The organism is Bradyrhizobium manausense (assembly GCF_018129685.1).
GTDB classification, from domain to species: domain Bacteria; phylum Pseudomonadota; class Alphaproteobacteria; order Rhizobiales; family Xanthobacteraceae; genus Bradyrhizobium; species Bradyrhizobium manausense_D.
This window is the reverse complement of record NZ_JAFCLG010000009.1, coordinates 149,752-169,111: the sequence shown is the minus strand read 5'-3', so window position 1 is coordinate 169,111 and position 19,360 is coordinate 149,752. Positions and strand designations below refer to the sequence as shown.

Annotated in this window: 19 protein-coding genes; 14 read left to right on the top strand and 5 right to left on the bottom strand. The window is 63.8% G+C overall.

From position 1 onward, the window contains the following. The first annotated feature begins 75 nt into the window (after positions 1 to 75). From JQ621_RS22050 to JQ621_RS22040, 3 genes are all read left to right on the top strand, one after another. The gene (locus JQ621_RS22050) at positions 76 to 819 is read left to right on the top strand and encodes an SDR family NAD(P)-dependent oxidoreductase (RefSeq protein WP_212236866.1); all 744 of its coding nucleotides are present in this window, start codon (positions 76 to 78) and stop codon (positions 817 to 819) included. Positions 820 to 1,054: 235 nt separating this feature from the next. Next, positions 1,055 to 1,879, top strand: coding sequence for a methyltransferase family protein (locus JQ621_RS22045; RefSeq protein WP_212236775.1), 825 nt, complete (start codon positions 1,055 to 1,057; stop codon positions 1,877 to 1,879). 52 nt (positions 1,880 to 1,931) lie between these two features. Next, positions 1,932 to 2,321: a DUF4149 domain-containing protein gene (locus JQ621_RS22040; RefSeq protein ID WP_212236774.1), complete on the top strand. Its 390-nt coding sequence runs from the start codon at positions 1,932 to 1,934 to the stop codon at positions 2,319 to 2,321. 345 nt (positions 2,322 to 2,666) lie between these two features. Here JQ621_RS22040 and JQ621_RS22035 read toward each other — a convergent pair whose 3' ends face one another. The 3 genes from JQ621_RS22035 to JQ621_RS22025 all read right to left on the bottom strand — a co-directional run bounded on the left by JQ621_RS22035 (position 2,667) and on the right by JQ621_RS22025 (position 6,076). Beyond that, complete coding sequence (locus tag JQ621_RS22035) at positions 2,667 to 3,647, bottom strand: sensor histidine kinase (RefSeq protein ID WP_212236773.1); 981 nt, start codon at positions 3,645 to 3,647, stop codon at positions 2,667 to 2,669. 230 nt (positions 3,648 to 3,877) lie between these two features. After that, positions 3,878 to 4,207, bottom strand: a complete 330-nt coding sequence (locus tag JQ621_RS22030; protein WP_212236772.1) for a helix-turn-helix domain-containing protein — start codon at positions 4,205 to 4,207, stop codon at positions 3,878 to 3,880. Positions 4,208 to 5,014: 807 nt separating this feature from the next. Continuing rightward, positions 5,015 to 6,076 (bottom strand): isocitrate/isopropylmalate dehydrogenase family protein, encoded by a 1,062-nt coding sequence (locus JQ621_RS22025; protein WP_212236771.1) that lies wholly within the window; start codon positions 6,074 to 6,076, stop codon positions 5,015 to 5,017. A 136-nt stretch (positions 6,077 to 6,212) separates the two neighbouring features. On the opposite strand from JQ621_RS22025, the gene JQ621_RS22020 reads away from it, so the two are divergent. The 11 genes from JQ621_RS22020 to JQ621_RS21970 all read left to right on the top strand — a co-directional run bounded on the left by JQ621_RS22020 (position 6,213) and on the right by JQ621_RS21970 (position 16,896). Next, entirely contained in the window at positions 6,213 to 7,601 is a 1,389-nt protein-coding gene (locus JQ621_RS22020; RefSeq protein WP_212236770.1) for an MFS transporter, read from the top strand. A 157-nt stretch (positions 7,602 to 7,758) separates the two neighbouring features. Further along, positions 7,759 to 8,208 (top strand): (2Fe-2S)-binding protein, encoded by a 450-nt coding sequence (locus JQ621_RS22015; protein ID WP_212236769.1) that lies wholly within the window; start codon positions 7,759 to 7,761, stop codon positions 8,206 to 8,208. Between the two features lie 11 nt (positions 8,209 to 8,219). Then, a complete protein-coding gene (locus JQ621_RS22010) occupies positions 8,220 to 10,403 on the top strand; it encodes a xanthine dehydrogenase family protein molybdopterin-binding subunit (protein WP_212236768.1) in 2,184 nt (727 codons plus the stop codon). Between the two features lie 46 nt (positions 10,404 to 10,449). Beyond that, the gene (locus JQ621_RS22005) at positions 10,450 to 11,733 is read left to right on the top strand and encodes an NAD(P)/FAD-dependent oxidoreductase (RefSeq protein ID WP_212236767.1); all 1,284 of its coding nucleotides are present in this window, start codon (positions 10,450 to 10,452) and stop codon (positions 11,731 to 11,733) included. Then, on the top strand, positions 11,726 to 12,175 hold the full coding sequence (gene soxX / locus JQ621_RS22000; RefSeq protein ID WP_212236766.1) for a sulfur oxidation c-type cytochrome SoxX: 450 nt from the start codon (positions 11,726 to 11,728) through the stop codon (positions 12,173 to 12,175). Before JQ621_RS22005 ends, soxX begins: the two co-directional genes overlap by 8 nt. A gap of 8 nt (positions 12,176 to 12,183) precedes the next feature. Beyond that, positions 12,184 to 12,642: a SoxY-related AACIE arm protein gene (locus JQ621_RS21995; protein ID WP_212236765.1), complete on the top strand. Its 459-nt coding sequence runs from the start codon at positions 12,184 to 12,186 to the stop codon at positions 12,640 to 12,642. After that, a complete protein-coding gene (gene soxZ / locus JQ621_RS21990; RefSeq protein ID WP_212236764.1) occupies positions 12,642 to 12,959 on the top strand; it encodes a thiosulfate oxidation carrier complex protein SoxZ in 318 nt (105 codons plus the stop codon). Before JQ621_RS21995 ends, soxZ begins: the two co-directional genes overlap by 1 nt. Then, the gene (soxA, locus tag JQ621_RS21985; RefSeq protein WP_212236763.1) at positions 12,956 to 13,735 is read left to right on the top strand and encodes a sulfur oxidation c-type cytochrome SoxA; all 780 of its coding nucleotides are present in this window, start codon (positions 12,956 to 12,958) and stop codon (positions 13,733 to 13,735) included. The genes soxZ and soxA overlap by 4 nt, the downstream gene beginning before the upstream one ends. 79 nt (positions 13,736 to 13,814) lie before the next feature. Then, positions 13,815 to 15,140 carry an ABC transporter substrate-binding protein gene (locus JQ621_RS21980; RefSeq protein WP_212236762.1) on the top strand — a complete coding sequence of 442 codons (1,326 nt, stop codon included), beginning with the start codon at positions 13,815 to 13,817 and terminating at the stop codon, positions 15,138 to 15,140. Then, positions 15,137 to 16,075 carry a carbohydrate ABC transporter permease gene (locus JQ621_RS21975; RefSeq protein WP_212236761.1) on the top strand — a complete coding sequence of 313 codons (939 nt, stop codon included), beginning with the start codon at positions 15,137 to 15,139 and terminating at the stop codon, positions 16,073 to 16,075. Before JQ621_RS21980 ends, JQ621_RS21975 begins: the two co-directional genes overlap by 4 nt. After that, positions 16,072 to 16,896, top strand: a complete 825-nt coding sequence (locus JQ621_RS21970; RefSeq protein WP_212236760.1) for a carbohydrate ABC transporter permease — start codon at positions 16,072 to 16,074, stop codon at positions 16,894 to 16,896. Before JQ621_RS21975 ends, JQ621_RS21970 begins: the two co-directional genes overlap by 4 nt. A gap of 61 nt (positions 16,897 to 16,957) precedes the next feature. Here the strand turns inward: JQ621_RS21970 and JQ621_RS21965 are convergent, their stop codons facing one another. Both JQ621_RS21965 and JQ621_RS21960 read right to left on the bottom strand, forming a co-directional pair. Further along, positions 16,958 to 18,613 carry a regulator gene (locus JQ621_RS21965; RefSeq protein ID WP_212236759.1) on the bottom strand — a complete coding sequence of 552 codons (1,656 nt, stop codon included), beginning with the start codon at positions 18,611 to 18,613 and terminating at the stop codon, positions 16,958 to 16,960. A gap of 9 nt (positions 18,614 to 18,622) precedes the next feature. Then, positions 18,623 to 19,321 (bottom strand): cysteine hydrolase family protein, encoded by a 699-nt coding sequence (locus JQ621_RS21960; protein ID WP_212236758.1) that lies wholly within the window; start codon positions 19,319 to 19,321, stop codon positions 18,623 to 18,625. Positions 19,322 to 19,360: the final 39 nt, after the last annotated feature.

Genomic DNA, 19,360 nt, shown 5'->3' with positions numbered 1-19,360 from the left:
GGGCAGGAAATCTAAAAGCAAGCGCAAGCCAGACCAAAATCAAAGCGCGAAAAGCGAACCGGAGAGCGTGTGACCATGGACCTCGGGCTGAAATCGAAAACCGCTGTTGTCACCGGAGCCAGCATCGGCATCGGCCGCGCCATCGCCAAGGGCCTCGCTGCCGAAGGCGTGCGCGTGGTGGGCGTGGCGCGCCGGACCGACCTGCTCGCCGAGCTTGTGAAGGAGGTCGGCTCCGGCCTGATCACGCCGCTCGAGCAGGACGTGATGGCCAAGGACGCAGCGGAGAGAATCGCGGCCTTCGCGCTGAAGGAGCTCGGCCATGTCGACATCCTCATCAACAATGCCGGCGGCAGCCGCCCGCTGCCGGTCGATGCGCCCGACAGCCAATGGGACGAGGCGATCGCGCTGAACTTCACCAGCTATCGCCGCATCGCGCATGCGCTGTTGCCGCAGATGATCGAACGCAAATGGGGCCGCATCGTCAACATCACCGGCAAGTCCGAACCGGAGGGGTTGAACGCGGCCTTCGCGGCCAAGGCCGCGGTTCACGCCTGGGCCAAGGGCCTGTCGCGCGAGATCGGCAAGCACGGCATCACCATCAACTGCATCCCGCCCGGCCGCATCATGAGCGAGCAGATCCGCCGCAACTATGCGCCTGACTATCGCGAGCGCTTTGCGGAAGAGGAGATCCCGGTCGGCTATTGGGGCGAGCCGGAAGATCTTGCCGCGCTGGCGGTGTTCCTCGCCTCACCCGTGGCGCGCTACATCACGGGAACGGTGATCCCGGTGGATGGGGGGTTGAGGCGGTATCAGTTCTAGGGCGTCGCCTCGCCGCGCACCAGATCGCGGCGATCGAAGAAAGCATGCGTTACCTGGCGAGGTTTCTACGCAATATCTCCATCGGCCGGCTCGCCGCTCTGATCCATTGCGGAGCTTTCAGCGTTTTGGAAGCGGAGTGAGATATGGCGTTTGAACCAATCCGGCCTGTGCTGTACCGGCGCGTCGCCGCGCGCAACCTTGTCGCCCTTCCCGGGTCGGCCAAGCGGGCGGGCTGATGGCGACGAAGCGAATCGAACTGAGGCGACTGGTTGCGCTCGTCGCGGGAGCGCTTCGGCCGCCACCGGGCCCCGGCCGCATCATGCTGGCGCTCGCCTGCGGCATCACCGTCCATCTGGTTTTCGCAGCTGCCGTGTTTGCCATGATCGCTGCGATGTTCTTCGGCATGAGCCGATCGCTCGGGACCGTACCTTGGCCCTGGGCCGCGCTGACCAACGCACTCCTTCTGCTCCAGTTTCCACTGGTTCATTCCGTGCTCCTGACGCGACGGGGTGGCCGTTGGCTGACCCGGCTGATGCCCGCCCCACATGGGTCGACCCTCGGCACGACCAGCTACGCGATCATCGCCTCGATCGGGTTGCTCGCGCTGTTCGTGTTGTGGACGCCCACGGAAGTGATCTGGTGGCGCGCAGACGGCATCACATTCTGGGTGATCGCGACAGCCTACGCCGCAAGCTGGCTGCTGCTCATGAAGGCGAGCTTCGACGCCGGGGCCGAGGTGCAATCAGGCGCGCTCGGATGGATGTCGCTGATGGCGAACCGGCGTCCCGTCTTCCCCGACATGCCGGTTGGAGGACTGTTCCGCCTGATCCGCCAGCCGATCTATGCGGCCTTCGCGTTGACGCTATGGACCGTACCGGTCTGGACGCCGGACCAGCTCGCGCTTGCGGTCTGCTACAGCGCCTATTGCCTGCTCGCCCCACGCCTGAAGGAGCGCCGGTTCGCAGCCCGTTATGGCGAACGGTTCGATCGCTATCGTGCGTCGGTCCCCTACGTATTGCCGCGATTTGCTCCCTTGCGGAACAGCAGCGATCAGCAATGAGAAGCTTCGTTTCGTCCGACGCAGGAGCCGGACGAACATTTGGAGACAGCGCATGTCGACCTTCGCCCTGCTTGCGACCGCCCTCCTGTTCGGGGGAATGGTTCTGTATTCTTTCGGGTTTGCCGCCTTCATCTTCAATGTTCTGCCGACGGAGCTCGCGGGTACGGTGATCCGGCGCGCATTCCCCTATTTTTATCTCTTCGTCCTTTTCACCGCTGCGGCTGCGATGATGGCGACGCTCCATGATGTCATTGCCCCGACGATACTAGGCATCATCGCGGCGACCACCATCTTTGCCCGCCAGGTCCTGATGCCCGCCATCAATCAGGCAACCGACGCCCGGAACAGGACTCGATTCAGGACGCTGCACGCCATTTCGGTGCTGATCACGCTGGCACACATTGCAGGAAGCGGCTGGGTTCTCGTTCGACTGGCATCCTGACCGCCCACGATGAGAGGCGACGGACCGCAGTTCAGCATGCGGTGAAGGTGCTGGACTGCACCTGATGGCGCATCCGTCATCTTTCGCGTACCCGTTCGGCGCTGTCTGCATGATCCGGAGGCGAATGCAACGCAGTTCAGCGACTCCTGGAGACCCGGTGCGCGACCGTGTTGAGCGACGACGCGCCGTCGTCGTCGACCTTCTCGAAAACGATCCTTGCGTGATATCCGAGCGCTCTGGCGATCTGGATATAGTTCGTCAGGTTGATGTTTTCAGCTTGCTCGAGACGGCGGGGTTGAGGCGGTATCAGTTCTAAGGCGTGATGGAGTCAGGTTCGATCTGCACTCAATTTGCGAGGCGGTTCTTGCTCATTCGCAGCGTGGCAACCACACCCTCGTCCGACCAGTCAAAAGCTATCGTCCCGCCGAGCTGAGCGGCCATGCTTCGGTGCACCAACTTGCTTCCAAAGCCTTCCAGCTTTGTCGGAGTGACGACAGGCGGGCCGCCCCGCTCGGTCCACATGACCACGACGTCGTCCTCGTGGGCGTTGCAAGATACATCCAGGGTGCCACTTGAAAGCGATAGCGCTCCGTATTTTGCCGAGTTGGTTGCCAATTCATGGATCACCAGGGCCAGTGCTGTGCTCGAAGTCTCTCCCACGTTCATCTTGGGGACCGAGACACGAATACGGACGCTGGCTCCCTTCTCGTCGTACGGTGCGAGCAGGACGGAGATGAGGTCGCCAAGAAGCGTGGCGTCGCTCTTCCCGCCGGGCACTGGACGAATAAGGTCCTGGGCGCGTCCGAGCGCGATCAGACGACTGGTCAACTCGTGTGCCATATCTTCTTTTGTCGCTGCCGAGCGTGACGTAATCTGAGTAAGCGCCGTTGCGATGGTCAAAAGGTTTTTCACCCGATGGCTCATCTCGCCCGCTAGCAACTCATTGGCCTCCTCGGCTTGCTTGCGTTGGGTCACATCGAGGAAGATACCGAACATAGTTCGATCTGCTATGTCTGCGTCGTCGCCTTGGCCCCGAGCGGAAATCCAGCGAATATCGGCTCCGGTCAGAATACGAAAATCTATCTCGTAGGCGCCGACGACCGCGCGCGTAGCCGCAAATGCTGACCTGACCCTCTCGAGATCGGCAGGATGGATATTCCTGGATAGGATCTCGAACGTGATTTTCCGTTCGTCCTTGGAAACCTCCCAAAGATCGTACGCAGGCTCATCCATGGTAATGGCGTCAGTATCAACGTTCCAGGACCACAGCGCGACCCCGGCGGCGCGCGTTGCGGCCCGCAGGTGTTTTTCATGCCACACCGGCATAGTCACTTCGCTAGCAGACATCGCGCATTGCACCACGGTTCATCCCAACCGAAAACGACTTCTTTCGATAAGGCCGGCAGACAGTACCATGTCCGGTCGGGAAGGTCTCGGGTGGGCGGGGGAAAAGGTCGATTAAAGCCCCAGCAAGCGCCCGCTCGGGGCGTCCATCCGTAATCTCCCGCGCGGCCATTTCGGCGCGATCTGCATGATCGGAGCCGATGCACCGGAGTTCAGCGACTTCTGGAGACCCGGTGCGCGACCTTGTTGAGCGACGGCGCGCCGCCGTCGTCGACCTTCTCGAAAACGATCCTGGCGCGATATCCGAGCGCTCGGGCGATCTGCAGGTAATTCGTCAGGTTGATGTTTCCACCTTGCTTGAGACGGCGCGAGACGTGTCCGCCCGCTGTGCCGAGCATGAAGGCCAGGGTCTCGAGGCTGATCCCCGCCGTATGCCGCAGCTGCGCAAGAGCCTCGATCATGTCGTGCTCGTCGCAGGCGACGTCCGCGTCCATACGGCCGCTGTTCGCTTCGTCGAGGCCCTGGAATTTACGTATTGTCATGGCAACGGCTCATCCACTGGCGGTCCGGCGCCAAGGTTGCAGACCCGTCTTGCCTGCACTGCTCGGCCCGGACGTCTGGGTTCGGGAATTCTGGGTTCGAGAATTTCTGGCGGCGTTGGCTATCAGAAGGCCGGCGGCCGCCGCTCAACATTGGACAAAACGTCCTATGCCCTCGCGCGGGCCCGGCCGCGCAACGCCGCGCGAAATGTTCCGCGCAGACTGATCCGGCTTGCCCCGGCGGTCGTTGAGGGTGTGGTGACGCGGCAGAGCCTGCCCCGCAATGCCGAAACGCCGCCCCCACGGTCGAGTGCTTCATGAGGCTCGACCGTGACGGACAGATTGCGCCCCGGCCGTTCCCCGCCCGGCTGGGGCGCAAGCCCGGATGCGCCGGTCCGCGAGAACGGCAAGCATGGCATTACCGTCGATTGCATCCCGCCCCGCCGCATCATGAGCGGGCAGATCCGCCGCAACTATCCGCATACGCACCGTAAGCGCCCGCAGCCCCCACCGCCGCTGCGCCGTAATAGGCGCGGCGATGCACCCTGCGGTTAACGCCCGCGACGCTGCCCGGCGTCAGCGGCCGCCCGACTCTCGCTTCCGCGCGATCCAGCGATACGGATGGAAGTGCCGATGATGAGGATTGGAACGATCGTGCAGGTGTTTTGCCCGACGTGTCAATGTCCCGATGCGTCGGAGGCCGCGACCGAGCCGGCTGAAAAACCCCTTGTCGATCAAGGGCCTTCTACTGTGCATGGGGTTGTTTTCGGCTTGCTGTTGCGAGCACGAACAAAAAATGCGGGCGAAAGCTCACTCCGCGTGCAGCATCTCCGCAATCGCGGCGCCCGCCGCGATCGTGCCGAGCTTGCCGCCGACGTCGCGCGTCGCCCTGCCCTCGCCGATCGCCTTCGCCACCGCGGCCTCGATCGCACGTGCCGCCTCCTCGTAGCGGACCGCGCCGCTTCTCTCGCCGTGCCAGCCGAGCAGCAGCGCGGTCGACAGGATCAGCGAGACCGGGTTGGCGACGTCCTGACCGGCAATATCGGGCGCCGAGCCGTGCGCGGCCTGCGCCATCGCATGGCGGTCGCCGACGTTGAGCGAGCCGCCGAGACCGAGACTGCCCGAGAGTTCCGCCGTCAGGTCCGAGAGAATATCGCCGAACATGTTGGTGGCGACGATGACATCGAAACGATCGGGGTTGCGCACCACATGCGCCATCATCGCGTCGACGAGGATGTCGTCGACCTCGAGACCGGGATAGGCCTTGGCCGCTGCGCGACAGATGTCGAGAAACATGCCGTCGCCGATCTTGAGCACATTGGCCTTGTGGACGATGGTGAGCTGCTTGCGCCGCTTCATCGCCAGGCGACAGGCAGCATGGGCGATGCGCTCGCAGCAGAAGCGCGTGATCCGGCGCAGCGAGATCACGACGTCCGATGTGACCAGCAGTTCGCCATTGCCCTGCTCCATGTTGCGGTCGGCGTAAAACCCTTCGGTGTTTTCGCGGACGACGACGAGGTCGAAATCGCCGAGCCGGCCAGGGCGACCCGCGTAGGTGCGCGCGGGCCTGATGTTGGCGTAGAGGTCGAGATTCTTGCGGAAGTGGCGCGAGGGGTTGATCTCGCCATGCATCTCGTCCTTGAAGTCGAAGGTCGCGCTCGGCCCGAGGATCAGGCCGTCGGCGGCGCGGACGGTGTCGAGCAGCTCGGGGCGCACCGTCGTGCCGAACTGCCTGAGACTCGCATGTCCGACCGCATGCTCCTCGAGCCGCAGATCGAGCTGGAAGCGCTCCGAGGCCGCACGCAGCACGCCTGACGTCGCCGCCGTGATCTCCGGGCCGATGCCGTCCCCCGGCAGAACGACGATGTGCATGGTGATCCCCTTTCGAGAGCGGCGCCCGGCCTTCGCGCATACAATGCATGCAAGCATATGACTGTGGAAGCAGCCTCGAGCGTAGTACATGCCAGAGACCATCGAAGCCAGACCGCCGGAGCGAAGCGCTGAGGCAATGACATCAACGTTACCTGCCGCTGCGCGCGAGCCTGAACACGCCAAGGCCGATGGCCTGCCGGCCGAGCAGCGCCGCTGGGCGATCGCGGCGATCTTCACCGCGCTGGCGATGGCCTCGCTCGACACCGCGATCGCAAACATCGCGCTGCCCGCCATCGCCGCCGATCTGCATGTCAGCCCGGAGCAGTCGGTCTGGGTGGTCAATGTCTACCAGATCGCGCTGGTGGCGACGCTGCTGCCGTTAGGCGCGCTCGGCGAGATCGTCGGACACCAGCGCATCTATCTCGGCGGCCTGATCCTGTTCACCATCGCCTCGCTGCTTTGCGCGGTGGCATGGTCGCTCGACAGTCTGCTGGTCGCGCGCACGCTGCAGGGGCTGGGCGCGAGCGGCATCATGAGCGTCAACACCGCGCTGGTGCGCTTCGTTTATCCCGGGCGGATGCAGGGCCGCGGCTTCGGCCACAACGCGCTGGTGGTCGCAACCGCCTTCACCTTCGGTCCCTCGATCGCGTCCGCGATCCTCGCGATCGGGCCGTGGCCGTGGCTGTTCGCCGTCAACATCCCGTTCGGCCTCATCGCCACCGGCATCGGCTTTGCGATGCTGCCGAAGACGCCGCGCGCCGATCACGGCTTTGATTTCCTCGGCGCCCTTCTCGCGGCCCTCTGCCTTGGCCTTTTCATCACCGGCATCGGCAGCGCCGCGCATAATCTGTCGCCGGTCGTGGTGGCCATCGAACTGGTCACGGCGCTCGCGCTCGGCTTCATCCTGACGCGCCGCCATGCGGATCATCCCGCGCCGATGCTGCCGATCGATTTGTTCAGCCGGCCGATGTTCGCGTTGTCGGCGGCGACCGCGGTGTGCTCCTTCGCGGTGCAGGGCCTCGCTTTCGTCTCGCTGCCGTTCTATTTCGAGGACGTGCTCGGACGCTCGCAGGTCGAGACCGGCTTCTTCATGACGCCCTGGCCGCTGGTCGTGGGCATCATGGCGCCGATCGCCGGCCGCCTGTCGGATCGTCATCCGGTCGGCCTGCTCGGCGGCATCGGTCTCATCCTGCTCGGCCTCGGCATGGCGCTGCTCGCGTTGCTTCCGGCGAGCCCGAGCATCCCCGACATCGTCTGGCGGATCATGATCTGCGGCATGGGCTTCGGCTTCTTCCAGGCGCCGAACATGAAGGCGATCATGGGAAGCGCGCCGCCGCATCGCGGCGGCAGCGCCTCGGGTATCGTCGCCACCGCGCGGCTGACGGGACAGACCACCGGCGCGGCGCTTGCGGCAGCGTGCTTTGCGCTCGCCGGTCACAACGGCGCCACCGTGGCGCTGGCGCTGGGAGCAGGCTTCGCCGCGCTCGGCAGCGTGATGAGCTTTCTGCGGCTGGCGGTGAAGTAGGCGGCGGACGCGCACAACACCGCCCGATCCGGAATCTTCCCGCGGCCGCGCAAATCTTCATGGTCACCCCTCAGACTATTGATTTGAACAGTTCCAATTTGCCGGACACATTGCGCCGCTGAGTCCATCGGTGGATGGGCCAATCAGGGGACTTGCGATGGCAAACCTAACAATCAACGGAAAGAGCTTCACACTCGATGTCGAGCCGGATACGCCGCTGCTCTGGGCGATCCGCGAAAATGCCGGCCTGACCGGCACCAAATATGGCTGCGGCATTGCACAATGCGGGGCCTGCACGGTCCACATCGACGGCATCGCCACGCGCTCATGCGGGATTTCGGTCGCCGAGGCCGAAGGCAAGAAGATCACCACGATCGAGGGGCTCGCGTCAGGCAACACGCTGCACAAGGTGCAGGAGGCCTGGATTGCCCAGGACGTCCCTCAATGCGGCTACTGCCAGAGCGGCATGATCATGGCCGTGGCAGCGCTGCTGGCCGAGAAGCCGAAGCCGACCGACACCGACATCGACGAGGCCATCACCAATATCTGCCGCTGCGGCACCTTCCAGCAGGTGCGCGAAGCGATCCACACGATCGCAAGCGCGTAAGGAGCCGGCCCATGAACAAGCATGTTTCTCCCAAACTGAATCGCCGCGCCTTCGTCATCGGCAGCACCGCGCTCGGCGCAGGTCTGGCCATTGGCCTCGATATTCCCTTCGGCGGCCCCGCCGTGGTCCGTGCGGCCGACGGCTCGCCCGAGATCAATGCCTGGGTCGTCATCAAGCCCGACGACACCGTGGTGATCCGCGTCGCCCGCTCCGAGATGGGCCAGGGCTCTCTCACCGGCCTCGCCCAGCTCGTGGCCGAGGAACTCGAATGCGACTGGACCAAGGTCACGACCGAATTCCCCTCGCCCGGACAGAACGTCGCCCGCAAGCGGGTCTGGGGCGATTACTCGACCGGCGGCAGTCGCGGCATCCGCACCTCGCACGATTATGTGCGCAAGGGCGGCGCCACCGCGCGCATGATGCTGATCCAGGCTGCGGCCAACGAATGGAAGGTACCGGCCTCCGAATGCAGCGCCGCCAACAGCGTCATCACCCATGCGCCATCGGGCAAGACGACGACCTACGGCAAGGTCGCCGAAGCCGCGGCCAAGCTGGCGCCGCCGGCCGATGTCAAGCTGAAGGACCCCAAGGATTGGCGGCTGGTCGGCAAGGGCGTGAAGCGGCTCGACACGCCGGACAAGGTCACGGGCACCACCGTCTACGGCATCGATGTCAAGCTGCCCGGAATGCTCAACGCCGCGATCAAGGATTGCCCGGTCACCGGCGGCAAGCTGAAGAGCTATGACGAGGCGAAGATCGCGGGCATGAAGGGCGTGAAGAAGGTCGTGAAGGTCGGCGACACCGCAGTTGCTGTCGTGGCCGACACGTTCTGGCACGCCAAGACCGCGCTCGATGCGCTGCCGATCGTCTGGGACGAAGGCGAGAATGCCAAAGTCTCGAGCGCCTCGATTGCAAAGTGGCTGGCGGAAGGCCTCGAGGGCGGTCCGGCCTATGTCGGCAATTCCAATGGCGACGCAAAGGCTGCGCTCGCAGGCGCGGCGAAGACGGTCGAAGCCGTCTACAACTACCCCTACCAGAACCACGCCACGATGGAGCCGATGAACGCCACCGCGCTCTACACGGCCGACAAATGCGAGGTCTGGTGTGGCACGCAGAACGGCGAGGCGGCCTTCGCCGCCGCGCTGGAAGCCTCGGAGCTTCCCGCCGAGAAATGCGACGTCAACAAAATGCTGCTCGGCGGCGGTTTCGGCCGGCGCGGCCAGACCGACTATGTGCGGCAGGCGGTGCTGATCGCCAAGCAGATGCCGGGCACGCCGATCAAGCTGCTGTGGACGCGCGAAGAGGACATGACGCACGGCCGCTATCATCCGATCACGCAGTGCAAGCTGACCGCGGGCTTCGATGCCGACAACAACCTGACCGCTTTCCACATGCGGATCTCAGGTCAGTCGATCCTGGCCAGCCTGCGGCCGGACGCCCTCGTCAAAGGCATGGATCCCGCGACCTTCGCCGGCCTCAATGCCAAAGGCGATGCGCCGTTCGGATACTCGGTTCCCAATCTGCTGATCGAGCATTCGATGCGCAACCCGCACATCATCCCGGGCTTCTGGCGCGGCGTGAACGTCAACCAGAATGCGATCTATGTCGAATGCTTCATGGATGAGCTCGCGCATGCCGTGGGCCAGGACCCGCTGGAGTTCCGGCGCAAGCTGATGAAGGAGCATCCGAAGCACCTCGCGGTGCTCGAAGCCGTGGCCGAGAAGATCGGCTGGGGCACCGCGCCGCCGCAGGGCATCTACCGCGGACTTTCTCACTTCGCGTCCTACGGCAGCTACGTCGCGGCGGCCGCGGAGATCTCCGTCACCGACGGCAACAAGATCAAGGTGCATCGCATCGTCGCCGCGACCGATCCCGGCTACGCCGTGAACCCCGCCCAGATCGAACGACAGATTGCCGGCTCGTTCGTCTACGGCCTGAGCGGACTGTTCTATGGCGGCATCACGGTCAAGGACGGCGCCGTCGAACAGACCAACTTCGACACCTACGATTCGATGCGCATCGCGGCGATGCCGAAGGTGGAATCGATCGTGATGCCGAGTGGTGGTTTCTGGGGCGGCGTCGGCGAACCGACCATCGGCGTTGCCGGACCGGCGGTGCTCAACGCCTATTTCGCGGCGACGGGCAAGCGCATCCGCTCGGTGCCACTGCGCGACCAGAACATTACCTTCGCATAGCGAAACGCCGCGGCGACCATGGTGGCCGCCGCGGCATCTCATCTGGATGATCTCAATGACCAGGCGACCGATGACGCGGCGAACCGCCGTGCTCGGCATCACCGCCGCCGCCACGACATTGGCGCGGCCGTCAATCCTGCGCGCGCAGTCGACAGGCCGCGTCGTCGTCGTCGGTGGTGGCTTCGGCGGCGCTGCCTGCGCCCGCGCGCTCAAACGCGCGCAAGCGGACCTGCAAGTGATCCTGATCGAGCCCAACGCGATCTTCACCTCGTGCCCCCTGAGCAACGAGGTGATCGCCGGCCTGCGCGACATCGAGGCGCAGCAGTTTAGCCATGACAAGCTCGCCTCCGAGGGCGTCACCGTGATCGGCCAGACCGTGACCACCATCGCGCCGGAGCAGCGCAGCGTCATGACGGCCGACGGCGTCGCGCTGCCTTATGACCGCCTCGTGCTCTCGCCCGGCATCGACTTCCATTTCGAGGCTCTGCCCGGTTATGACCAGGCCGCGTCGGAAAAGATGCCGCATGCCTGGAAGGCCGGGGCGCAGACGCTGTTGCTGCGCAGGCAGTTGGAGGCGATGGATGACGGCGGCACGGTCGCCATCGCGGTCCCCGCCAATCCCTCGCGCTGTCCGCCTGCGCCTTACGAGCGCGCCAGCCTGATCGCACATTACCTGAAGACGAAGAAGCCGCGCTCGAAGGTGTTGATCCTCGACGCCAAGGACAATTTTTCCCAGCAGCGGCTGTTTGAGAAGGCCTGGAAGGAGCTCTATGGCGACATGATCGAGCGCATCGGCTTGTCGCAAGGCGGCCGTGTCACCTCGGTCGATCCGGCCACCCGGACAATCGTCACCGAGTTCGGTAATTACACCCCCGATGTCGCCAACGTCATTCCGCCGCAACGCGCCGGTCACATCGCCGAGATCGCTGGTGCAGCTGATACGACCGGCTGGTGCCCGATCGATCCCGTGACCTTCGAGTCAACGTTGGTCAAAAAAATTCATGTCATCGGCGATTCCTGCCTCGGCGGCGGCATACCGAAATCAGCATCGGCCGCGAGTGCGCAAGGTAAAGCCTGCGCTGCCGCCATCGTGCATCTGCTTGCCGGCCGCGCACCGGAAACCCCGCGGCTCACCGGAGTCTGCTACAATACCGTCGCACCCGGTTACGGTTTTTCGTTGTCAGGCAATTACCAGCCCAAGGGCGACATCTTTGCCGAGGTCGAAGGCGGCGCCACGAGTCCGGTCGATGCGCCGCGCGAGCTGCGCGCCCGCGAGGCGGCAGAGGCGGAACGCTGGTTTCAAACCATCACGGCGGACACCTTTGGCTAGATCGACGCTCCAGATCGCTACGCTGATTGCCGGCCTCGCGCTCGTCTCCGGCGGGAGCGCCGAGGGGCTCGTGCACTACGAGATCACGGGCGATGGCATCGCGAATTCGCTAACGGGCGCTGCCGGAGATGCCGCGCGCGGACGCGAGCTGGTGCTGGCGCGCACGACAACCTGCATCCTCTGCCATTCCGGCCCGTTCCCGGAGACGCGGTTCCAGGGCGACCTTGCGCCAGATCTCACCGGCGCGGGGAACCGCTGGACGGTGAGCCAGTTGCGACTTCGGATGGTGGACGCTTCGCGCTTCAACCCGGGGACAATCATGCCCTCATATTATCGGGACGATGGGCTGGTGCGGGTCGGGCGCAATTTTGTCGGCAAACCGATATTGTCGGCCGCAGAGATCGAGGACATCGTGGCCTATCTTGCAACACTTCGGGACTAGGACTGCTGATGCCAACGACGCGACGACAATTCCTGGGCCTGGCTGGCAGCGTCACGGTCATTCCGATCGTGACGCTGCGGCCGGTGGACGCGACGCCGGCGATGCTCAATGCTGCCATCCGCAACGTCGTTGGTGAAGCGCCCATTCGCGCTGGCAGGATCAAGCTCGACATTCCACCGCTGGTCGAGAACGGCAATACGGTGCCTATGATGGTGAGCGTCGCAAGCCCAATGACTACGGAGGACTACGTCAAGAGCATCCACGTCTTCAACGAAAAGAACCCGCAACCGAACGTCGGCAACTTCTATCTGAACCCTGCTTCCGGCCGCGCCCAGATTACGACGCGCATCCGGCTTGCCGACACCCAGAAGGTGGTCGCGATCGCGCGCCTGTCCGACGACAGTTTCTGGCAGGTCACAGCCGATGTCGTCGTGACGCTGGCCGCCTGCACCGAGGAGGTGAACTGATGGCCGCTCTCATCAACGTTCCCGCGAAGGCCAGGCGTGGCGACGCCATCGAGATTCGCACGCTGACATCGCACATCATGGAAACCGGCTTCCGCCGCACCATGGACGGCGCTGTGGTGCCGCGCGACATCATCACGAGCTTCACCTGCCGCTATAACGGTACCGAGATTTTTCGCGCTGATCTGTTTCCCGCGATCGCCGCCAATCCTTATCTCTCGTTTTTCACCGTCGCCAAGGAAAGCGGCAAGTTCGAGTTCGAATGGATTGGCGATAACGGCTATTCGTCAACCGCATCGGCATCGATCACCGTCGAATGAACTTCTGGCGCGCGATAGTCCTGGCGGCTCTTGCCGCCACGGCCCCTCGCCTGTTCGCCGGTGAAATCCCACCCGATGCGCGTCGCTCCGGCTATTCCTTCATGAGCCCAGGCACCCGCGCCATGCAGGATGACGACTCGTCGAATCCCGGGATGTTGTTCGTGCTCGACGGCGAGGCGCTGTGGACGAAGAAGGCCGGCAGCGCGAACAAGGCCTGCGCGGACTGCCATGGCGATGCCAGGAGCAGCATGAAGGGCGTCGCAGCCCGCTATCCCGCCTTCGACAAGGCGCTCGCGCGCCCCGTCACTCTCGACCAGCGCATCAATCTTTGCCGCGCCAATCATCAACAGGCAGCACCGCTGCCCTATGAGAGCCGCGACATCCTGGCGCTGTCTGCCTTCGTTGCTCATCAGTCGCGCGGCGTTGCGATCACCGCGGGCGACGATCCACAGCTTAATTCTTTCGTCGAACAGGGGCGCAGGCTGTTCATGCAGCGCGAAGGTCAGCTCAACCTGGCCTGCACCAATTGCCACGACGACAACTTTGACAAGCGCCTCGCCGGCTCGCCGATCACGCAGGCGCAGCCGACCGGCTACCCGATCTATCGGCTGGAATGGCAGACGCTGGGATCCCTGGAGCGGCGCTTGCGCAGCTGCATGACCGGTGTCCGCGCCCAGGCCTATGAGTACGGTGCGCCCGAGCTGGTTGCGCTCGAACTCTATCTGATGTCGCGGGCCCGCGGAATGCTGATGGAAACACCGGCGGTGCGACCGTAACGCCCAAATTAGGGCTAGGCAGGCGTGGAACGGTCGTTAGTATCCCTCCGAAAGACTTGAATCACAGGGAGGGACCAAAGTGGCTGACCATAAAATCTCGCGCCGCACGCTGTTGACGGGTACCGCCGCGGCTGGCGCACTCAGCCTCACCGGGCTGCCGGCACGCGCCGAGGTGAATTGGAAGAAATATGCAGGCACCAAGCTCGAGGTGATCCTCGCCAAGGGCCCGCGCGGCGACAATCTGCAGAAATACGTCAAGGAATTCACCGAGCTCACCGGCATCCAGGTCGAATCCGAGCAGATTCCCGAGCAGCAGCAGCGCCAGAAATGCGTCATCGAACTCACCTCGGGCCGTCCGAGCTTCGACGTCGTCCATGTCAGCTATCACGTGCAGAAGCGGCAGTTCGAAAAGGCCGGCTGGCTCGCCGACCTCACGCCCTACATGAAGGACCCGACGCTGACCGCGCCCGATCTCGTCGAAAGCGACTTCTCGGCCGCCGGCCTGCAATACGCCAAGAACGACAAGGGCCAGATGCTGTCGCTGCCCTGGTCGGTCGATTATTTCATCCTCTACTACAACAAGGAGCTCTTCCAGAAGAAGGGCGTCGCCGTCCCCAAGACACTCGACGAGATGGTCGCGGCCGCGGAGAAGCTCACCGATCCGAAGGAAGGCACCTTCGGCTTCGTCGGGCGCGGCTTGCGCAACGCCAATATGACGTTGTGGACCAACTTCTTCCTCAACTATGGCGGCGAGTTCCTCGATGCCAAGGGCAACATCCTGACCGATGGCCCCGAAGCGATCGCGGCCACAAAGCTCTATCAAACGCTGCTGACGAAAGTCGCCCCTCCAGGCGTTGCCGGCTTCAACTGGATGGAGTCGATGGCCTCGTTCACGCAGGGACGTTCGGCGATGTGGATCGACGGCGTCGGCTGGGCGCCGCCGCTGGAGGATCCGGCCGCATCGCGCGTTGTCGGCAAGGTCGGCTATACCGTCGTGCCCGCCGGGCCGAAGGGGCAGTATTCGGCCACCTATGGCGACGGCGTCGGCATCGCCGCTGCGAGCAAGAACAAGGAAGCCGCCTATCTGCTCTGCCAGTGGATCGTCTCCAAGCAGCAGGGCGCACGCCTGTTGCAGGCCGGCGGCGGCGTGCCGTTCCGCAATTCGATTTTGAACGATGCGGAGGTCCAGAGCGGCGTCAAGATGCCGAAGGAGTGGCTGCAGTCGGTGATCGATTCCGGCAAGATCAGCAAGCTCGGCCTGCCCGTCGTAATTCCGGTCGCCGAATTCCGCGACATCGTCGGCGCAGCTCTTACTGCGACTCTGTCGGGTGCCGATCCCGCGACCGAACTGAAGAAGGCCAACGATCAGTATCGGCCGATCCTGGAGCGTAGCGAAAAGGCGTGAGTGCGTTGACACAATCGACTCCGGTCGCGGCACGGTCTGATGCCGCGCCGGAGAAGGAATTGCGGCCCCCGTCCTATTGGCCGTTCGTGGTGCCGGCGCTGGTCGTCGTGCTCGCGATCATCATCTTTCCCTGGGTCTTCACCATCTGGATGAGCCTGAACGAATGGAAGGTCGGTTCGCCGACCACCTTCGTCGGATTTTCCAACTACCTGCGCCTGACCAGCGATCCCCGCTTCATCGAGGCGATCGGACACACGCTGGTCTACACCGTGCTGTCCGTGGTGTTGCCGCTCGTATTCGGGACGTTCGCGGCCGTGGTGTTTCACCAGAAATTTGCCGGCCGCGGTTTCCTGCGCGGCATCTTCATCATGCCGATGATGGCAACGCCGGTGGCGATTGCGCTGGTCTGGACCATGATGTTCCACCCGCAGCTCGGCGTGCTGAATTACCTTCTGTCGCTGGTCGGGATTCCCGCGCAGCTCTGGGTGTTTCATCCGGCAACGGTTATCCCCTCGCTGGTGCTGGTCGAGACCTGGCAATGGACACCGCTGGTGATGCTGATCGTGCTCGGCGGCCTCGCCGCGATCCCGGCCGAACCCTATGAAAGCGCACAGATCGATGGCGCCAATCTCTGGCAGGTGTTCCGCTTCATCACGCTGCCGCTGATCATGCCGTTCCTTTTTATCGCCGGCATGATCCGCATGATCGACGCCGTCAAAAGCTTCGACATCATCTTCGCGATCACGCAGGGCGGACCGGGTTCGGCCTCGGAGACGATCAACATCTATCTCTACAGCGTCGCCTTCACTTATTACGACCTCGGCTACGGCTCGGCGATCGCGGTCGTGTTCTTCCTGCTGATCGTCCTGCTTGCAGCGGTGATGCTCTATGCGCGTCAGCGTATGGTGTGGACCGAGATCGAGAGCGGCGCATGACCGGAAAGCAGATCATCGGCAAGATCAGCCTGTGGTTCGCGGTGCTCGTCATCGTGTCGCCGGCAATCCTGTTCTTCCTCTGGATGCTCTCGCTGTCGCTCAAATTCGAGATCGACAACGCCGCCTATCCGCCGGTGTTCTTCCCGGAGCATATCGCCTGGAAGAACTACGCCGACGTGCTCGCCTCCAACCGCTTCCTGACCTATTTCATCAACAGCCTGGTCGTGACCGGCAGCGCGACGGTCCTTGCGCTCGTGGTCGGCGTCCCCGCCGGCTACGGTATCGCACGCATGGCCGCGCACAAATCCGCGATCGTGATCCTGATCGCCCGCATCACGCCCGGCCTGTCCTATCTGATCCCGCTGTTCCTGATGTTCCAGTGGCTGGGTTTGCTCGGCACGCTGGTGCCGCAGGTCATCATTCATCTCGTCGTGACGGTCCCGATCGTGATCTGGATCATGATCGGCTATTTCGAGACGACGCCGATGGAGCTGGAAGAAGCTGCTCTGATCGACGGTGCAGGCCGCTGGCAGGTGTTTCGGCACGTCGCGCTTCCGATCGCCAAGCCCGGCATCGCGGTGGCCTTCATTCTGGCGGTGATCTTTTCCTGGAACAATTTTGTGTTCGGCATCGTGCTCGCCGGACGCGAGACCCGCACCCTGCCCGTCGCCGTCTACAACATGATCTCGTTCGACCAGCTGAGCTGGGGGCCGCTCGCAGCGGCCGCGCTGATCGTCACCCTCCCGGTGCTGCTGCTGACGGTGTTCGCGCAGCGGCAGATCGTAGCCGGGCTCACGGCGGGGGCGGTCAAGGGCGGGTAGCTGCGCCACAAAAGGCCGGACAACATGACGTCGCCCGGCCGCGTTTCATCTGTTGGCCGCTCTACTCCGCCGGTGCCGCGTGCATCTCCGGATGCGCGGCATAGTGCTCGCTGGCGCCGAGCTTGCCGGCCGCGAACAGGCCGGCCGCCATCACGGCATAAGCGAACGCCACCGCGGGCGTGACGCCAATGCCGACGGCTTCGCCATGCATGAAGCCGAAAAAGGTCAGCACTGCACCGACGAACGCGAAGGCCGAGGCCTTTTCGAAGTCACGCTCGATGATGAAGACGCCGACCGCACCGAGGATGAGACCCGCCAGAATTGAGCCGCCACCCATCACTTCAAGCCCGTGATAGATCACGCCCTGTTGCGGCAGCGCCGCGATGGCAGCGGCCTTGACCGCGTCGGCCTTGTCGGCAGCCATGCCGCCAACCGTTGCCGCCGCATTCATGATCGAGCCCAGCATGGTGTCGATCTGGAGCTTGGCCCAGGCGGCAAGATGCGGCGTGAACGCCAGCGCCACGGCGGGCGCGTGCTTCGACGGCGTGGTCTGGAAGGCCTGAGCTGTCATCAGCATGCCGATATAGAGCAGGATCGGTGAGATCGCGACGACGGGCACCAGCGCCAGCAGGACCGAGATGACGCCGAACCAGGACAAGACCACCACCATGACGCCGGTCGCAGCCGAGTAGCCGATGCGGCCGCCCATCGCCTTCCAGCCGGGATGACCGATATAGACGGCGTTGATGAAAGGATTGCCCATCAGGCAGCCAATCAAGCTGACGACGCCGTCGGCAGTCAACACGCGGGTGGTCGGATATTCGTCGCCGGCCGCCTCCGCGCTCTCGACGTTGTCCATGGCCTCGACGAGGTCATAGATGCCGAACGGAATGGCGGTGACCAGGATCACGCCGAGATATTCAAAGCCCGAGAAGACATAGTTCGCCGCCGGGATCGGCACGGAGAAGCCGAAATTGGCGAAGGCATCTCCGACGCCCTTGATGCTCAATCCGCCAAGGCTGAGACCGAACAGGTTCGAGCCCCATGCGATGATCATGCCGGCTACGATCGCGACCAGACCTGCCGGAATGCTCCTGGGATATTTCACGCCACCGAACCAGCTCACCAGGATGATGGCGAAGCAGACCAGACCGATCTGCGGCGTGACGTACATCTCGAGCGCCGGACGCATCGCAATGAAGGTCAGCGAAACACCGGCCAGCGTACCGAGCAGTGCTGCGCGCGGCGTGATCTTGCGGATGAACGGCGCGATGAAGCCACCGATCATCAGGATGAAGCTCTGGAAAAACACCCAGACCAGGCCGGCCGACCAGCCCTTCAGCGGATCGCCGGTCTTGAGCGTCACCGGCAGCATGATCACGAAGGTGACGATGAACATGTGCGGCACGCTGACGCCCGACGGCAGCGCGCAGACGTCGCTGCGGCCGGTCTTCTGCGCGAGGCGATAAGCGAGGAACGCGTAGTAGAAGGTGGAGAGGCACATCATCAGCCCGAGCGCGGGCAGGATACGGCCGAACACGAGGGAGTCCGGCATCTTCAAAACGAAGCGCAGGAGGCCCGTGAGCACCAGCATGTTGACGAGGATGTTGGTGCCGAAGCCAAAAAACGCGTTCCAGTCGCCCGATGTCCATAGCGCCGGCTTGAACTCGGACCTGTTCAGATCAGACTTGCCGGCCGTCCCCGTCAATGTGCTCATGATATTCCCCTATGTGGTCGAAGTCTTCATCGCCTCCAAGACTGCGGCTGAGCTTGCGACCCAGCCGAAGATGCCGCCCTGGGCCTTGATCATCTTCAGGCCCATCTCGTGAAATTCGGGGAAGTAGGATGCGCAGCCGTCCGAGATGACGACGCAGCGATAGCCGCGGTCATTGGCCTCGCGCACGGTGGTGTTGACGCACACCTCGGTGGTGACGCCGCACACCAGAAGATTCTCGATGCCGTATTTCTCCAGCACGTCGGAGAGCTCGGTCGCGTAGAACGCGCCCTTGCCGGGCTTGTCGATCACGACTTCGCTGTCGAGCGGATAAAGCTCCGGAATGATGTCGTGACCAGCCTCGCCACGGATGAGGATACGCCCCATCGGACCGGGATCGCCGATGCGAAGGCTCGGCGCGCCGCGTTCGACTTTCGCCGGCGGCGCGTCGGACAAATCAGGCAGATGCCCTTCGCGGGTGTGGACGACGAGCATGCCGGTATCGCGCGCGGCTTGCAGCACGGCACCGATCGGCTTCACCGCGCGGGCGAGTTGGCTGACGTCATTGCCGAGCGTCTCGCCGAAGCCGCCGGGCTCCATGAAGTCGCGCTGCATGTCGATGATGACGAGCGCGGTGGACGACCAGTCGAGCTTGATCGGCTCGGGCTCGGCGCTGATGACGCCCAGTGTCGACTTGGTTGAGTTCAACATGACGCAGGCCCCCCGCGAGAACTCTCGTTGAGGAGAGTT

Excerpts from the sequence above, each read along its gene's own strand:
- JQ621_RS21960 (WP_212236758.1), bottom strand. The coding sequence starts at position 19,321 with ATGTTGAACTCAACCAAGTCGACACTGGGCGTCATCAGCGCCGAGCCC.
- JQ621_RS22015 (WP_212236769.1), top strand. The coding sequence starts at position 7,759 with ATGGCAAACCTAACAATCAACGGAAAGAGCTTCACACTCGATGTCGAG.
- JQ621_RS22050 (WP_212236866.1), top strand. The coding sequence starts at position 76 with ATGGACCTCGGGCTGAAATCGAAAACCGCTGTTGTCACCGGAGCCAGC.
- JQ621_RS22025 (WP_212236771.1), bottom strand. The coding sequence starts at position 6,076 with ATGCACATCGTCGTTCTGCCGGGGGACGGCATCGGCCCGGAGATCACG.
- soxA (WP_212236763.1), top strand. The coding sequence starts at position 12,956 with ATGAACTTCTGGCGCGCGATAGTCCTGGCGGCTCTTGCCGCCACGGCC.
- JQ621_RS22040 (WP_212236774.1), top strand. The coding sequence starts at position 1,932 with ATGTCGACCTTCGCCCTGCTTGCGACCGCCCTCCTGTTCGGGGGAATG.
- soxZ (WP_212236764.1), top strand. The coding sequence starts at position 12,642 with ATGGCCGCTCTCATCAACGTTCCCGCGAAGGCCAGGCGTGGCGACGCC.
- JQ621_RS21995 (WP_212236765.1), top strand. The coding sequence starts at position 12,184 with ATGCCAACGACGCGACGACAATTCCTGGGCCTGGCTGGCAGCGTCACG.
- JQ621_RS21970 (WP_212236760.1), top strand. The coding sequence starts at position 16,072 with ATGACCGGAAAGCAGATCATCGGCAAGATCAGCCTGTGGTTCGCGGTG.
- JQ621_RS22020 (WP_212236770.1), top strand. The coding sequence starts at position 6,213 with ATGACATCAACGTTACCTGCCGCTGCGCGCGAGCCTGAACACGCCAAG.
- JQ621_RS22010 (WP_212236768.1), top strand. The coding sequence starts at position 8,220 with ATGAACAAGCATGTTTCTCCCAAACTGAATCGCCGCGCCTTCGTCATC.
- JQ621_RS21965 (WP_212236759.1), bottom strand. The coding sequence starts at position 18,613 with ATGAGCACATTGACGGGGACGGCCGGCAAGTCTGATCTGAACAGGTCC.
- JQ621_RS22045 (WP_212236775.1), top strand. The coding sequence starts at position 1,055 with ATGGCGACGAAGCGAATCGAACTGAGGCGACTGGTTGCGCTCGTCGCG.
- JQ621_RS22035 (WP_212236773.1), bottom strand. The coding sequence starts at position 3,647 with ATGCCGGTGTGGCATGAAAAACACCTGCGGGCCGCAACGCGCGCCGCC.
- JQ621_RS22030 (WP_212236772.1), bottom strand. The coding sequence starts at position 4,207 with ATGACAATACGTAAATTCCAGGGCCTCGACGAAGCGAACAGCGGCCGT.
- JQ621_RS22005 (WP_212236767.1), top strand. The coding sequence starts at position 10,450 with ATGATCTCAATGACCAGGCGACCGATGACGCGGCGAACCGCCGTGCTC.